Raw genomic sequence first — 15,291 nt, 5'->3', positions numbered from 1 at the left:
TAAACCAAATTGCAAGCTAAAACATCATTTACTCACATTTATTTTCGCGAATTAACTGAATAATAGTCCACACTAGGCCTTGCTAACCTATACGCTCCTACACGTGCAAGAACCATCGTAGCTTTCTCACTAAGGGAAAAATATCTGTTTAACATTGCCGATAAAAAAGAACGTTTAAAATAAGTTTTAATCCAAAAGTTTGTATAAGAATCTTCAGCACCGTATTGTGACAACTGAGCTCTATAGTTTTTTAGATTGTGATAATACAAATATCGCGCTTCACTCTCTAAGTAGGGAAAATTCTTCTTGATAAAGCCCACTATATCTTGTGAAAAGAGTAGTAAATCTAAATTTCTTTGACCCATTGGTGAATTTAAATCTGACTCTTCACGTTTGCGATAATACAGTGGATCCCCAATGTGAGTAATCCGATTTGCTCTTGCTAACAGTTTATACGTCGATCCAATATCAATGTGTGAACGTCCTGTAGGAAATCTAAATTCATTAAATAGTTTGGAAGCAAATAACTTATCCCCCACTAATGAATCTAATCTCCTTTCCAATAGCAACTCACGCAAAGCCATTTTGTTATCTAATATAGCTTTATTATCTGTAAATTGATCCATCAAGATCGATTCATGATCCCCAGTTAAATATCTTCCAACAACTGCAATTTGCGACCCAGTATCTCTTATTGCAGACTGCATTTCAGATAGCATTTCGGGGGCTATCCAATCATGGTTATCTAAAATAGAAATATAATCGCCATTAGCCTTTGTCAGCCCAAAATTTCTTGCAGATGCTTCTCCCTGTCTTCTTCTATGAAAAACCCGAACCTTAGGATGAAACCTATATCCGTCACAAATAACATCCGAAACGTCCGTCGAACCATCATCAACAATAATTAGTTCAAAATTCGAATATTTTTGTCCAAGGATGCTTTCAATACATTTTTTCAGCGTTTTTTTAGCATTATAAACGGGTAAAATCACTGAAATTAAGGGCTTCTTTGTCATAGATCACATTTCCTTTCTCGTAAAATATTACATTTGTACTTAATATGGATAATTATACTGTGACACTGTGAAGATTAGATTAATATTCAGGGATAAATTATGAATAATATAAGTAATTTATATGAATACAGTTTTTAATAATCGAGTTTTATTAAAATTAAACTAATTCTCATTTTAAAAATAGTTAAGGGACAAACAAAAAACTGGTTTAGAGGGAAATAGTCCCTCCAAAACCAGATTTTAATTACTTATTGCTATTCAACATCAATGCCTTCATATTCCTTGTCGATAATTTCTTTCAACTCAGAAATAAGTGGCTCTTTAGGGTTAGCCGGTGTGCATTGATCTTCATATGATAACTCGGCTAATTTTTGCGCAGATTTATCAAAATGTTCTTTAGTAACGCCATTACCTTTCAAGCTCAAGTTTACATCCATGCTGTGTGCCAAATCGATATAGGCCTGTGAGAGGCTTTCAACTAGTTCTTCCGTTGTTCGACCCTTTAACCCAAGGTAGCGAGCAATTTCAGCATAATCTTCATCAGCCGTAAAGTGTTCATACAGTGGCCACATAGCCAACTTACGAGGTGTCTTAGCGTTGTAGCGAATAACATGTGGATATGTCATTGCAATACACAAACCATGTGGTAAGTCGAACTCACCACCAAGCTTGTGAGCGATTGAATGATTAATTCCTAAGAACGCATTAGCAAAGGCCATACCAGCAATTGTTGAAGCATCGTGCATTTTTTGACGAGCTACCAAGTCACCATCATACGCAGGCTTCAAATATTTAAATGCTAATTTAAGGGCTTGTAGTGACCATCCCTTTGTGTAATCCGTTGCCATCACAGATACAAATGATTCAGTTGCATGACAGATCACATCTAGTCCTGTTAGCGCTGTTGTGCGTGGTGGTACAGTTTCGATAAATTGAGAATCCACGATTGCAACATCTGGTGTTAAGGCATAATCAGCAATTGGATATTTAACATGGGTTTCCGAATCCGTAATAACAGCAAATGGTGTAACTTCTGATCCAGTACCTGATGTTGTTGGAATACCGATATACTTAGCCTTACTTGGGGTTGGTACTTTATAGGTACGTTTACGAATATCTAAATACTTCTGTTTTGCGGCCATGAATGATGCCTCTGGATGTTCATAGAATAACCACATGCCCTTAGCAGCATCCATCGCTGAACCACCACCAAGCGCAATAATTGTATCTGGTTCAAACGAGCGCATTTGATCAACACCACGATAAACTGTATTAGTTGAAGGGTTAGGTTCAACATCAGAGAAAATTTCAATTTCAGGAGCGTCAACACGTTTGTTTAATTCGGCAACAACGCGGTCGGTAAAACCTAACTTCATCATTCCAGGGTCACAAACGATAAATGCTTTCTTAATACCTTCCATTGTCTCCAAATAACGAATCGAGTTTCGCTCGAAGTATACTTTTGGGGGGAGCTTCACCCACTGCATATTATTGCGACGCTTAGCTATTGTTTTAATATTTAGTAAATCAAAATCTGTTACGTTATGTGAAATTGAGTTTTTACCATATGATCCTGTTCCTAATGTTAATGATGGAACCATATTGTTATAGATATTACCAATACCACCAATGGCTGATGGTGTATTAACCAAAATACGACATGCCTTCATACGAAGTCCAAACTCAGTAATTAAATTGTCATCGGTTGTGTGTAATGCTGCAGTATGACCAAGTCCACCATAATTCAATAACTCTTCACACCGTTCAAATGCTTCATCATGTCCCTTTACCTTGTACATTGAAAGAACTGGTGAAAGTTTCTCACCTGATAATGGATAGTCAACGCCAACACCATTGATCTCAGCAATCAAAACTTTAGTATCTTCTGGAACATCAATACCAGCCATCTTAGCAATAGTGAAAGCACTCTTACCAGCAATTGGGCCGCGAACCGTATGACGTTCTGGATCCATAACAGTTTCTGAGAGTGCGTCAATTTCACTCTTCTTTACAAAATAACATCCGAGCGCTTGAAATTCTTTTTTAACTTCATTGTAAATTTCAGCATCCACAACTGCACTATTTTCAGATGCACAAACCATACCGTTATCAAATGTTTTTGAAAGAACAATATCATTAACTGAACGCTTAATGTTTGCAGATTTTTCAATATATGCCGGACCATTACCAGGGCCAACACCAAGTGCTGGTTTTCCAGTTGAATATGCCGCTTTAACCATGCCAGGACCACCTGTAGCTAAAACTGAAGCCACACCATCGTTATTCATTAGAGCGTTAGTTGCTTCAATGCTTGGTTCTTCAATCCATTGAATTGAATTTTCAGGTGCACCAGCCTCAACTGCAGCTTTTTCTAAAATCTTTCCTGTTTCAACACAAGACTTTTGTGCTTGTGGATGGAATCCAAAAATAATTGTGTTTCGCGTTTTCAAGGCAAGTAATGTTTTGAAAACAACTGTTGATGTTGGGTTTGTTACTGGTGTTACTCCTGCAATTACCCCAAGAGGCTCTGCAATTTCAATGATTTGTTTCTCATCATCATCATTAATAATTCCAACAGTTTTATCATTACGGATACTGTTCCAAATATATTCACTAGCGTATATATTTTTAATAGCTTTGTCTTCAACCACACCACGGCCCGTTTCTTCAACAGCCATTTTGGCTAACTTCATGTGATTTTCCAGTCCTGCCAAAGCAACCGCTTCACAAATCTTATCGACTTGTTCTTGAGTAAAACTTTCCAACTTATCGAGTGCTACGTGCGAGCGTGAAACCATCTCATCAATAGTAGTTTTCTACTGATTGTGTTTTCTTTGCTTTCTTTTCTGCTACAGCCATAATAATCCTCCTCTTTGGGGTAAATCTTATTTTATTTTACGAGGTAATTATATCAACTGCTTTTTCAAAGTAAAGGCTTTCAAAAACAAATAGATTGCAATTTCAGCAGTTTTATGAAACCGCTTTCTGTAAAATTCCTTTATCCTCAAGTTTTCATGCTAATTCTTTTCAAAATAAAAAAAATAAAACTTTTTTCAAAAAATGTCCCGCGTGGACCAAAAACGACCCGATAAGCGCAAAAGCGCCCGATAAAATTACATTTACCTGTCGATATTAATTTGCATGTATAATAAGATTATTGAGCATCTATTTAAAGGAGTAACCATGAATAATCAACTTTTAAACAGTCGTAATATTATTTTTAAGCTTTTGCATGACCTACCAGGCAATCTGACCTTACAAGTTAAACTGGACGGAAAGGAATTCATTAACTTTAATCCAGATTTTAGGCATCCGGCGGTCGGATTGTCTAAATTACTAATCCTTGAATATTTCTTTGAGGAAATCGATCACACACGATTAAACTTAGATCAACTCATCGGAACAGCGCCCCAAAGCATTGTAAATGGTAAGGGTGTCTTGTCACATCTCTCCATTTCAAATTGGAAAATAAGTGATTTGATAACTTTAATTTTAACAGTTGAAGATGATTCGGCAGCCAATCTCTTAATTAGCAGTGTCGGGCCAGGCACAATTAATCAGTGGCTACGAAACAGTAAGTACCAAGACACCTCATTTGAACGCTTTTTTAAAGAGGAAATCAATATTGATCGCACCCATGATAATTTAATTTCTGGCCAAGATGCTTCTAATTTGATGTCAGATATTTTAGATTCACATTCTACTTCCCGATCTTTCATTAATTACTTATTGCGTTCCCAACAAAATAAATCAAAAATCAGTGGCTACTTTGAATATTCACAACTACCAATTGTTATCATGAATTACACCGGGGAAGGTATCCAAGTTGATCACGATGTTGCACGCTACATCTTTAATCATCATCAGATTGACTTAGCATTCCTATCTTCTGCATCCAGCGATCGAATTGCAATTTATAATGGCATGCAATTAATTGGAGAACAAATCTTTAACATTCTACGGGCACTATGATTGCGTTTTCATGAATTATTAGATATATTTAGCTTATCCAAGTTAGTAGGGAGATGTTGTTCATGAGCGAAACTATTTTCTTTAATCCTGGTGACTCATTAGGTAATTTTCATGATTACAATGAAGCCATTAAAAAAGGACAAATTTTCAAACACAAAGATTCTGCTAAAGATCGGGAACTCGTTGTGGTAACGGATGACAAGAGTGGTAAAGAATATGCCATTTTTTATGCGCAAGATGCTCACGATAGTACTAAATCAGGTGTAACCACCTATAAGGTATCTAAAAAAATTTAAAAATTAATCCCTTTAAAGCAAGCAAAAAACAAGCCCTGAATAACAATGTTTTATCTGTCATTCGGGGCTTGTTTGTATATAAAATTATGTTGCTTACTCATGTAATTCCCATGGCAATCCTTCTGGATCAAAGAAAAATGTCATTTTACGGTTATTTAATTCATCTCTCCGGACTGCCTCAACTCTTACTCCCTTTTCTTTTAATTCAGCGATATCATTTTCAATATTATCAGTGTGAAATGAAACATGGCGCAGTCCCTTAGCTTCCGGGTGCGTAATTCTTTCTGGAGCATCATTCTTAATAAATAATTCGAAGGTTAATTCTCCAAATCTTAAATCAATTTTTATATCATTCTTTTTTGCTCTAACAGTTTCCTTAATTACTTCCATTCCGAGCTTTAAAACGTAAAATTCCTTCATTACATCGTAATTAGATCCAATAATAGCAACATGATCAATTGTTTTAAAATCCATCAGACTCTCCTTGCATACTTTTGATTAAAAATAATATATCATAATTCAATTTTCGGCTTAAAACTATACCAATTTAAAAATCCAAGCAAAATATTAGTTTTATAGAAAAAACAGAGTAAAATTAAGAACATTGAGGGAGGGATTTATTATGAAACTAAATATTAAACCAAACGCATTTGAATATCTAAAATCTAAGGGCATTGACGGTCAGCACATTTTTCTAGCACTTGATGACGGATCCAGTAAATTTTCAAAACTAGGTGGATCCTGTGCGGTTGGCAATAAATACCAAATCGTTATTTCTCCAGTGGCTGATGATGATTACAGCACTGCAATTGATAATGATCAAAATGTTAACCTAACAACCGGAAAAGAAGAATTAACATTTTTAGGTGAAGGTCTGGCACTTGATTATAAGATGGGTATCCTTAAACTAAGCGATAACGGTGGTATCCTTGATGGTGCCGTAACAGTTACTAACTATCACCCTGATGAAAACTTAAGCACCGAAGAAAAACGTAAAGAAATGAAAGCAATTGGAAATAACATTTGCTAATTTCGAGCAATACCAATTATTGACTAATCGTAAACTATATATAGATAACCCTGAACAATGAAGAGCATCATTATTCAGGGTTTTTTAGTATGATTAAAACTTACGCTTGTATTATTATCATTACTATTCGTCCAAAAGTATGGAGAAAAGCCTATCGTTTCTTCATACAAATTACCAAAACAAGTCCTACAGCAATCAAAAGTGATAGTACATAAAAAGTTGCATGATGTAAAGCATCTGCTACAAATCCGAATACAAACGAGCTTAGTGGCATTACGCTATCAAAGATCAAAAACCAAATTGAAAAAACGCGTCCTAACATGTCCGTTGACACGATCTGCTGTACAATCGTCATTAATCGAATTCCGTAAAGGGACATAAACAAACCAATCACGAAAGCTGCGGCCAATAAAACAGGATATGACTGAAACAAAGCTGCCAGCAAACTTCCAGCAGCAAGTATCCCCGCATCAAAATAGTTTTGTCGAATATGTGGTTCCCGTTTACTCAGTGAAGAACCAAGAGCCCCCATTAACCCGCCAATCGCGAAAGCCGTCAAAACATAACTATAAAGTTTCTCATCTCCATGATAATAACGATCAATTTCATATGGGAGTAATAGCGAAAACCCAGCTACAAAGGCTGCGAAAAAGCCTTCAAACACAATTAAGCGAAATAAATCTGGGACCTTCTTTATATACGCTAATCCGTCACGTAAACTTCGTAAAATCGGCAAGCTTTCTACCAACTTTGTTTTTTGTTGGTATTTTAAAGCATAAGTAATTACAAACGATAATAAGAAGGAGAAAGCGTTAAACAATAAAAATGTTCTAAAGTCAATCCAACTAATCGTCAACAGAAAACCACCGACTAATGGTGCTAAAACTTGGGCGAGCATTGTTCCCGAGTTAGCCATTGAATTAAATCTGGCCAATGCAGTTGGAACAATAACTTCTGGAACGACTGCCTTAGCTGCTGGAAAATTAAATGCCAAGCCAATATCCATCACAACAGTTAATAATACTAATTGATAAAAAATGGGTTCTTTTACGTCAACAGTTGCTGCAGCAATAAGGCAAGCAATAAAACTGACCAAATCAGAAGTTAGCATTATTTTTTTACGATTATACCGATCCACAATTGGGCCAGCAATTAAATCCCCAAAAACTAATATAACCCCACCAATTCCTTGCACTATTCCCAGCAATGCTGCTTGCCCAGTAGCCTGTACAATGAACCAATTCAATCCGAAAATAAATAGCTCATCACCCAATCGTGACACAAATGGACTAAGAAAGAGTGACCAGCTAAATTTCTTTTGTGTAATTTGATTTTCCAATAAAAAAACCTCCGTCCCTTTAATCGTCAGTGTTAATGACATTGGCAAACAGGCGAAGGTAGCATTAAAAATTAGCGGGCAGGATTCTCCTTAACCCCATTAGGATCCGTAAAATCAATAAATCCAAGATTACTATCTATTACTCCGCCGTTTCCGGTAAGTGTTAAAGTGTTCAATTTATCATTGTAAGAAATAACCAAACCATCATCTAAGTCTTCTTTAGAGTATCCCTTAATCAAGACGTCCCCTAAATTAGAGGTGAGTGTTGTGTCATATTCATCAATTGCCATATCATTAGAAATAATGTTAATTGAAAATTGTACTTGCATATGAATCATAGCATGTTGTGAATAAGCACCAACACCGTCTTCAAAAGTTAAAAGCAATCGCTTATTATTACCTAAATGTGGTTTAACCCTGTTAATCGCCGTTTCATCAAACTTAATGTCCATATCACTCACCCTTTCAAATCTTTAATTTTATCTTATAATAAACCAATACTCATCAAATTCCAAACAATATTATTTTGATAGTTTAGTAATTTATTGTATTGTATAAATATTGATCAAACGAGGTGCAATTTATGCAAAATTTTGAACATTATCATCCAATATATACAAACAAGTTCGTTTTAGACTGGCTAACCATGAGTAAAGTTCGTGACGTTTTTGAGCTTCGCCATAATCGCCGTATTGCTGCAGACAGTGATCGTGATATTGATGAAACCATTGTTGATACAACTGGTTATGTCAATAATATGATGCGTTTGGTAATGAACAATCAGGCCCTTATTTGGGGAATCTCTGATAAACACACTGGGGAGTTCTTAGGTATGGTAGCCATCTGGGATTTCGACCATGATTCTGCCATAATTCGCTTTGAAATCTTACCCCAGCATCAAAATAAGGGCGTTATGCAAGAAGTTTTGACCCGCATGGTGTTATTCGTTTTTGATGAACTTCATTTAAAAAAGCTTCAAGCTCTTACCTTACCTAAAAATAAGATATCCGTCCATTTACTTGAGAAGGCCGGATTTAGCATTGTAAAAAAAAGTGACACTCAATACCTTCATTTTCAAATTGAAGATGACTAGTGTTTAAATAATCCCATTTGTCTAAAACTTTTTGATAAGTCGTTAACTGATTTATCAATATTGCTCTTGGCTGGTGGGATTTCTTTATCTATTTTTCTTGTCTTTTCACTATTGCTTTGCGCCTTTGTATTGTCCACCATCTGATCCATTGTTTTATTCAACAATTCGTCTACAAAAACATTACCTTCATTCGATGCATGTCCTTTTGTCCATTTAAATTCTAAATGTTTAAAGTTCTGTAGCTGTTTCCAAACCTTTTGCCATAGTTCCTTATTTGCAACTGTGTTTCCATCACTTTTTTTCCATGCATTACGCGCCCATCCTCGTAACCAATTTTGATTGATGGCATCAAGAACATACTTAGAATCAGAGACAACCAAAACAGGTTCATCTTCACTAAAATGCGTTTGTATTGCTTCTAGCCCTTTAATCAAGGCCATTATCTCCATGCGATTGTTGGTTGCACCTTGTTCCCCATCCGATTCTGAAAACTTTTTCCCATGTCCCTCAAGAAGATATGCCCATGCCGCAAAATCTTCAGATCGTACATGGCCACCTTTAATATTTCCCGTGTTTCTTGATCCGCCATCCGTATACAAAACCGTTTGCATCAAATTTGAGCTTTCTGACTTTCTCGCATCATTTTTGAATACTGTTCCTTCTAACCAACTTTGTGCCTCTGATTTTGTTTTAAAGCTCTTAAATTCAGCACCCGAAAAACCTGCTACTTGTTTTTGCGTTTCATCCCATGTTGAAAAAATTCCAGTTTTCTTACCCTTGCGGACCGCGTAAAACTTATTTGCCATATCATTCCTCATTCTCTTTTTGTTCCATTATAACTGATTATTATTTACGAATTACACCGCCAAATAAAAAAGTTCTAGCTAACCACAAACTGGGCTTTGCTAAAACTGATTTAAATTAATTATTATTTATTTAGAATTGCCATAAATCCAATAAACACGAAGAATAATGCGTACATTAATGGATGGACTTCTTTTCCCCGTTTTGCAGCAATCATTGCAATTGGATACATAATGAAACCTAAAGCAATTCCGTCCGAAATACTATATGTTAATGGCATTCCAATCATTATTAAAAATGCAGGAACTGCAATTTCAAACTTATCCCAGGCAATTTGTCGAGTTGATTGGGCCATCAATACACCAACAATGATCAAGGCTGGCGCTGTTACTTGTGTAGTTACAACAACCAATAGTGGAGAGAAAAACAATCCAAGAATAAAGAAAATTCCCGTTGTAACCGCTGTGAACCCACTCCGGCCACCAACAGCAATTCCTGCGGATGACTCTACGAATGCGCCAACTGGAGAAGTCCCTACTAATGAGCCAAACAACATTGCTGTTGAATCTGAAGCCAAGGCCCTTCCGACACGAGGCATTTTATTATTCTGCATAAAACCTGCCTGTGTAGCCAAAGCAACAAGTGTTCCAGCTGTATCAAAGAACGTTACTAACAAGAATGTCAGAACTACCACCCATAATTGAAGCGTATTAATGTCCTTAACATGTGTTAATGCCGTTAAAAAAGTTGGTTTAATACTTGGAATTTCAGAGACAACCGAGGATGGCATATGAATCAGACCTGTAATAAGTCCCAAGATTGTTGTTCCTACCATACCGACAAAAATTGCTCCAGGTACATTGCGTAACATCAAAACAACTGTAATGATCAAACCAAAAACTGTTAACCAAGTTGAACCAACGCTAAACGATCCTAGACCAACTAAAGTATCCTTATTAGGAACAATAATCCCACCATCGTGTAGTCCTAAAAATGCAATAAACAAACCAATTCCTGCCGAAATTGCGTATTTCAAATCAGATGGAATTGCATTGATAATTCGTTCCCTCAACTTGAGTGCTGTAATCAAAATAAAAATAAGTGAGGCAACAAACACACCTGCTAAAGCTGTTTGCCAAGGAACCTTCATACCAATTGATACTGAATAAGCAAAGAATGCGTTAATGCCCAGCGCTGGTGCCGATGCAATCGGATAGTTGGCTAAAATCCCCATTAACATACATCCAAATGCACTCGCTAATCCGGTTGCCGTAAAAACAGCTCCCTTATCCATTCCAGACGCTCCTAAAACGTTTGGATTAACAAACATAATATAAACCATTGAAATATAAGTTGTTAATCCTGCAATTATTTCTGTTCGGTAATTTGTTTTTAATTCGGAAAACTTAAAATATTTTGCAATTGAGTTCACTAGTTTTCTCCTCGTTTGTTCGTGTTTATTGTTTTAAATTCAACATCAATTATATTGCATGACCATTAATTTGTAAATAACGAACTAAAAGTTTTTTTGCTTAATTAAAGTTCGTGTTTTACTAGAATGAGCTCAATAATACTTTTAATTAAAAAAGGTGTATACTAATTGAATCTAATGACAGTGTGTCATATTTTATAATGAGGGTTGGAAATAATGAATAAAAAAATTGGACTTCTATTATCACTTGGTGCAGTTGCACTTGCATTGGCTGGTTGTAGCCGTGACAACTTAACTGTTGGCGCTTCTACAAAAAAGGCAGATGGGATGGTTGCCATCATTAAGGGACGAGTTGCCTCCAAAGCGAAAGTTTCTTATTCAATTGATAATGCTGCTACTCAAAGCACCAAAAATGTTGGTGGCGCATATACAATTGAGATTCCATCAACTACTAAAGAACAAAAAGTTAAGGTCACTGCAAAAAATGACGGTTCAACAATTAGCAAAACCGTAACTGTGGAAAAAGAAAAACGTTTGGCAGATTTTTCAAAATTTAAAGATTCATTTAATCAGGCAATTGTTGGTATGAACATGTCAAAATCGGATCAGCAACTAGCTCAAAAGCTACAAAAAGAAGGTGCTGAGTTAAAAAAGCAAGCACCTGCTGATCCCAAAAAAGCACAAGCGGAATTGGCGGCCATGCCTGCTGCAGAACGTGTGCAAGCCATGCAAAAAATGAAGGCAATGCAACAACAAGCATCAGATTTAAAGAAACAAAGTGCCCAGTTACAATCTGATATGGATAAAATTAAAAATGACAAAAAAGATCAGTTAATCCCTGACTCACCCAAAACAGGTGTAACTGAATGGGTCAATCAAAAGGAATACCAAATTCGTGGTAATTATCAGAATGGTGATATGATGGGACTAACCGTTATAGCGACTACTAAAGCTATGAAGCACCCTAGTCAAGCCAAGGGATTTGGGACAGCATTTGGTATTGCAGCCAAGGAAGTAGGCGCTAATCCTAAGGACGTTATGAATCAGTTTAAGTCATATAGTAAAAAGGCCAAAAGTGGTCAAACCACAATGAAAACAATCACTTCAAATGGCGTCAAATTTAACATTGGCCTCTCTACTACTCGTCTTTACATTTATATAACTAAATAATCTAAAAAAATCCTGATAGCGTCTTAAGTAATGACCTATCAGGATTTTTTTGTTTTCATTTGTTTTCAATAGTAATAACATGATAAATTCAGTTCCCAAACTATTGGTACAAATTCGGAAATCAAATCCAATTATTCTGCCTCTTTACCAAATCTGAACTCGCTTAGCTGGTTCCAAATACATACCATCATCTTTATGAACATTAAAAGCTTCATAAAATTCATCAAAGTTTTTAACTTGCACATTTGCACGTAATTTAGCCGGTGCATGAACATCAATTGACAATAATAGCTGTTCGCGTTCTTTGGTTGCCTTTGTTCTCCAAATTGTGGCCCAGTTAACGAAGAAAGCTTTTAAGTCTGGATTTGCCGTCTGTTTAGTAGCTTCCAAAGCTGCACTCATGCCACCGTCATCTGCAACATTTTCAGTTACAACTAGCTTTCCATTTACTTTTCCACCTGCAAATTCTAATCCGTCAAACTCATCCACCATAGCCTGTGATAATTCATGGAAATGACTTAGATCATCATCAGTCCACCAATTATCTAAATTACCATATTCGTCAAACAATGCACCATTTGGATCAAATGCATGTGAAATCTCATGAGCAATTACAGCCCCTATTCCTCCATAATTTTGACTAGCAGATTGTTTCAAGCTGTAAAATGGTGCCTGCAAAATAGCCGCTGGGAAACAAATAAGATTACCTTCAGGAGAATAATATGCATTTACGGTATCTGCACTCATGTGCCACTCACTGCGATCGACTTCTTTTCCAAATTTTGATAAATTATCTTCCAAGAAAATCTTAGAAAAGTTTTGGACGTTTTCTACTAGTGAACTTCCCTCATCGGCAGTCTTTGTCTTTAACTTCTTGTATACTTCTTTTAATTCATCTGGATAACCAACCAAAATCTTCAGTGATTTTAGTTTGGTTATTGCCTTTTCTTTAGTAGCTTGTCCTAGCCAATCATTTTGTTGCAAGCGTTTTTCATATACATTAATCATGGCAACCACCATATCATGAACATCTTGCTTAGCCTCTTCACCAAAGTACTTATTACCATAATATTGACCCACAACTTGATTAAAGGTACTCCTCGAAAGATAAAAAGCACTTTTTTCTTGTTTCATGGCTTCTTTTTGTCCCGATAATGCTCTTCCATATGTTCCACCAAGTTGGCGCATCTCTTCACTTAGATATGGCGAAAGTGAACGAACAACATTGACCATCATCCAAGCCTTAATATCTTCAAAGTTTTCAGCATTAACAAACTGGTTATAGTTTTCAAAAAAGCGTGGTTCTGTCACAATAACTTGATCTGGTGTAGTTCCTAATAGCCCCGTAATCATTTTTTTAGCGTCCAATTGGCCAATCGCGCTTGTAAAACTTTCAAATGATTGAGGATTATACAACTTAGCAACGTCGCTTAGCTCTTCAGAATTCTTACGATAAGGTGCAAAACTAGCATCAAAGCGTTTTGCTGCTTCCACAATCAAAGTTGCTTCATCAGTTGTTTTGCCCAATTTTTCAAATAAGGCAATCATCATTTGAGTAAACACATCCATTAACTGCTTACCAGCTGGATTAGTATCTTCATAATACGTTTTATCAGGAAGAATCAAACTCAGACCACCTGCCCACAAAACATTCTTTTTGTTAGCCCCATCGCCCTTCAAATCGGGTTCAACTCCTAAGTCTAATGGAACATCAAAGCCATCAAGACTTAACTCAATGATTTGCTCATTCAAATCTGTCCAATTGTTAAGCGATTCAATCCTTTTCAAGAAGGGTAATAGTGGTGCCACCCCATCAGCATCACGCTGTTTAAAATCCGCTGCTAAACGAAAGAACTTTAAGAACTCCATCAATTCTGGCGTTTCCACTTTAAGCTTCCCGGACTGCATTTGCTTAAAATCATTCATTAACTTTTCATCAACCCCGTCAACCAAATCCATAAAACCTCCAGTTGATGAATGGTCACTTGGAATGGTCGCCTGAGCAATCCAATCACCGTTAACCGCCTCGTAAAAATCGTCTTTTAAAGAAGTTGCCATAAACTATTCCACCTTTCAAATCTGATTGGGTTAATTATACACTTGTTTTTTTCTATGAAACTGCATCTCGCATGTATCTTGCTAATCCTTCTTGATCCATATGCGCACTAACACCAATCTGAAGTTTTAATCGTGCTTTTGGTCCATTCAACCCTTGGCAGAAAATCACACCCATCCGTTCAAGGTCAATTCCGCCACCTGGGTAGTCATAAATAGGCTCCGCCACACCGTTATAACATCTCGAAACCATAATAACTGGAATTCCATTGTCAAGTAAATCTTGAATTGGTTGTACGACTTCGGTTGGCAGATTTCCAGCCCCAAGTCCCTCAACTACCACACCTTTTGTGCTAGGACGGTTAATTGCCTCAAATATTTCGCCAGGAAGCCCCGCATAAGCCTTAATTAAAAGCACACCCTTCTCAAGAGAATGGATGTCACATGACTGTTGCTTAATCAATGCTTGAAAGAATCTAATATCACGCTTATATACAATTCCAATCGGTCCAAAAGTTGGTGTTCTGAAAGTATTTACATTGGTTGTATGTGTTTTGGTCACATAGCGTGCTGTATGAATCTCATCATTCATGACCACCAGAACACCTTTGTCAGAGGCCTCATCAGAAGCGGCTGTTAAAATGGCACTTTGAAAGTTATAAACACCATCAGAGCCCAATTCGTTTGAAGACCTCATAGCTCCCGTTACAACGATTGGAATTGTATTTGGAACCGTCAAATCCAAAAAGTAGGCCGTCTCTTCAAGAGTGTCCGTTCCATGAGTGATAACGATTCCATCACATTCTCGGTTTTGTTCTGCCTCTTGAACCCTCTTTTTTAATATTAACATGTCATCTGGAGTAATGTGTTCAGATGGTTTATTTAAAATCACCTCATTAACAAGTTCAATATTATCGCTAATAAACTGACTATCCAAAAGAGGATTTTCTTCGTTCGTACTAACCGATCCATTGCTTGCTGACATTGAAATCGTTCCACCAGTATGCAAAGCTAAAATCTTTTTCATGTCCTAACCTCCAATTAACTAATGAACTAATCATACCAAAAATATCAGATGTTAAAC

Annotated in this window: 14 protein-coding genes; 5 read left to right on the top strand and 9 right to left on the bottom strand. The window is 36.5% G+C overall.

All coding sequences use genetic code 11. The features are described from left to right. Nucleotides 1–38: 38 nt before the first annotated feature. Both PECL_RS02125 and adhE read right to left on the bottom strand, forming a co-directional pair. A complete protein-coding gene (locus PECL_RS02125) occupies nucleotides 39–1,016 on the bottom strand; it encodes a glycosyltransferase family 2 protein (RefSeq protein ID WP_014214953.1) in 978 nt (325 codons plus the stop codon). A gap of 254 nt (nucleotides 1,017–1,270) precedes the next feature. Continuing rightward, nucleotides 1,271–3,814: a bifunctional acetaldehyde-CoA/alcohol dehydrogenase gene (gene adhE / locus PECL_RS02120; RefSeq protein ID WP_014214952.1), complete on the bottom strand. Its 2,544-nt coding sequence runs from the start codon at nucleotides 3,812–3,814 to the stop codon at nucleotides 1,271–1,273. Between the two features lie 385 nt (nucleotides 3,815–4,199). On the opposite strand from adhE, the gene PECL_RS02115 reads away from it, so the two are divergent. Next, entirely contained in the window at nucleotides 4,200–4,988 is a 789-nt protein-coding gene (locus PECL_RS02115; protein ID WP_041534559.1) for a serine hydrolase, read from the top strand. 62 nt (nucleotides 4,989–5,050) lie between these two features. Next, nucleotides 5,051–5,284, top strand: a complete 234-nt coding sequence (locus tag PECL_RS02110; protein WP_014214950.1) for a hypothetical protein — start codon at nucleotides 5,051–5,053, stop codon at nucleotides 5,282–5,284. A gap of 93 nt (nucleotides 5,285–5,377) precedes the next feature. Here the strand turns inward: PECL_RS02110 and gloA2 are convergent, their stop codons facing one another. Beyond that, nucleotides 5,378–5,758: an SMU1112c/YaeR family gloxylase I-like metalloprotein gene (gene gloA2 / locus PECL_RS02105; RefSeq protein ID WP_014214949.1), complete on the bottom strand. Its 381-nt coding sequence runs from the start codon at nucleotides 5,756–5,758 to the stop codon at nucleotides 5,378–5,380. 148 nt (nucleotides 5,759–5,906) lie between these two features. On the opposite strand from gloA2, the gene PECL_RS02100 reads away from it, so the two are divergent. Next, nucleotides 5,907–6,314, top strand: a complete 408-nt coding sequence (locus PECL_RS02100; RefSeq protein WP_014214948.1) for an iron-sulfur cluster biosynthesis family protein — start codon at nucleotides 5,907–5,909, stop codon at nucleotides 6,312–6,314. A gap of 151 nt (nucleotides 6,315–6,465) precedes the next feature. Here the strand turns inward: PECL_RS02100 and PECL_RS02095 are convergent, their stop codons facing one another. Both PECL_RS02095 and PECL_RS02090 read right to left on the bottom strand, forming a co-directional pair. Next, nucleotides 6,466–7,653: an MFS transporter gene (locus PECL_RS02095; RefSeq protein WP_231951997.1), complete on the bottom strand. Its 1,188-nt coding sequence runs from the start codon at nucleotides 7,651–7,653 to the stop codon at nucleotides 6,466–6,468. A gap of 71 nt (nucleotides 7,654–7,724) precedes the next feature. After that, a complete protein-coding gene (locus tag PECL_RS02090; protein ID WP_014214946.1) occupies nucleotides 7,725–8,105 on the bottom strand; it encodes an iron-sulfur cluster biosynthesis family protein in 381 nt (126 codons plus the stop codon). A 131-nt stretch (nucleotides 8,106–8,236) separates the two neighbouring features. Between PECL_RS02090 and PECL_RS02085 the strand changes: the two genes are divergently transcribed. Then, the gene (locus tag PECL_RS02085) at nucleotides 8,237–8,746 is read left to right on the top strand and encodes a GNAT family N-acetyltransferase (RefSeq protein WP_014214945.1); all 510 of its coding nucleotides are present in this window, start codon (nucleotides 8,237–8,239) and stop codon (nucleotides 8,744–8,746) included. Here PECL_RS02085 and PECL_RS02080 read toward each other — a convergent pair. Both PECL_RS02080 and PECL_RS02075 read right to left on the bottom strand, forming a co-directional pair. Then, entirely contained in the window at nucleotides 8,743–9,552 is an 810-nt protein-coding gene (locus tag PECL_RS02080; protein WP_014214944.1) for a ribonuclease H family protein, read from the bottom strand. The two genes, PECL_RS02085 and PECL_RS02080, sit on opposite strands and share 4 nt — an antisense overlap. 122 nt (nucleotides 9,553–9,674) lie before the next feature. Then, nucleotides 9,675–10,982, bottom strand: a complete 1,308-nt coding sequence (locus PECL_RS02075; protein WP_014214943.1) for an NCS2 family permease — start codon at nucleotides 10,980–10,982, stop codon at nucleotides 9,675–9,677. A gap of 216 nt (nucleotides 10,983–11,198) precedes the next feature. Between PECL_RS02075 and PECL_RS02070 the strand changes: the two genes are divergently transcribed. Next, nucleotides 11,199–12,152, top strand: coding sequence for a lipoprotein (locus PECL_RS02070; RefSeq protein ID WP_014214942.1), 954 nt, complete (start codon nucleotides 11,199–11,201; stop codon nucleotides 12,150–12,152). Between the two features lie 144 nt (nucleotides 12,153–12,296). Here PECL_RS02070 and PECL_RS02065 read toward each other — a convergent pair whose 3' ends face one another. Then, nucleotides 12,297–14,210 carry a M13 family metallopeptidase gene (locus PECL_RS02065; protein WP_014214941.1) on the bottom strand — a complete coding sequence of 638 codons (1,914 nt, stop codon included), beginning with the start codon at nucleotides 14,208–14,210 and terminating at the stop codon, nucleotides 12,297–12,299. A gap of 52 nt (nucleotides 14,211–14,262) precedes the next feature. After that, nucleotides 14,263–15,234, bottom strand: a complete 972-nt coding sequence (locus tag PECL_RS02060) for an asparaginase (protein WP_014214940.1) — start codon at nucleotides 15,232–15,234, stop codon at nucleotides 14,263–14,265. Between the last annotated feature and the right edge of the window lie 57 nt (nucleotides 15,235–15,291).

The sequence above is a fragment of the Pediococcus claussenii ATCC BAA-344 genome (assembly GCF_000237995.1).
GTDB classification, from domain to species: domain Bacteria; phylum Bacillota; class Bacilli; order Lactobacillales; family Lactobacillaceae; genus Pediococcus; species Pediococcus claussenii.
This window is presented reverse-complemented; position numbering and strand designations above follow the sequence as displayed.

Coding starts and splice junctions, on each gene's coding strand:
- PECL_RS02125 (WP_014214953.1), bottom strand. CDS start 1,016: ATGACAAAGAAGCCCTTAATTTCAGTGATTTTACCCGTTTATAATGCT.
- adhE (WP_014214952.1), bottom strand. CDS start 3,814: ATGGTTTCACGCTCGCACGTAGCACTCGATAAGTTGGAAAGTTTTACT.
- PECL_RS02115 (WP_041534559.1), top strand. CDS start 4,200: ATGAATAATCAACTTTTAAACAGTCGTAATATTATTTTTAAGCTTTTG.
- PECL_RS02110 (WP_014214950.1), top strand. CDS start 5,051: ATGAGCGAAACTATTTTCTTTAATCCTGGTGACTCATTAGGTAATTTT.
- gloA2 (WP_014214949.1), bottom strand. CDS start 5,758: ATGGATTTTAAAACAATTGATCATGTTGCTATTATTGGATCTAATTAC.
- PECL_RS02100 (WP_014214948.1), top strand. CDS start 5,907: ATGAAACTAAATATTAAACCAAACGCATTTGAATATCTAAAATCTAAG.
- PECL_RS02090 (WP_014214946.1), bottom strand. CDS start 8,105: ATGGACATTAAGTTTGATGAAACGGCGATTAACAGGGTTAAACCACAT.
- PECL_RS02085 (WP_014214945.1), top strand. CDS start 8,237: ATGCAAAATTTTGAACATTATCATCCAATATATACAAACAAGTTCGTT.
- PECL_RS02080 (WP_014214944.1), bottom strand. CDS start 9,552: ATGGCAAATAAGTTTTACGCGGTCCGCAAGGGTAAGAAAACTGGAATT.
- PECL_RS02070 (WP_014214942.1), top strand. CDS start 11,199: ATGAATAAAAAAATTGGACTTCTATTATCACTTGGTGCAGTTGCACTT.
- PECL_RS02065 (WP_014214941.1), bottom strand. CDS start 14,210: ATGGCAACTTCTTTAAAAGACGATTTTTACGAGGCGGTTAACGGTGAT.
- PECL_RS02060 (WP_014214940.1), bottom strand. CDS start 15,234: ATGAAAAAGATTTTAGCTTTGCATACTGGTGGAACGATTTCAATGTCA.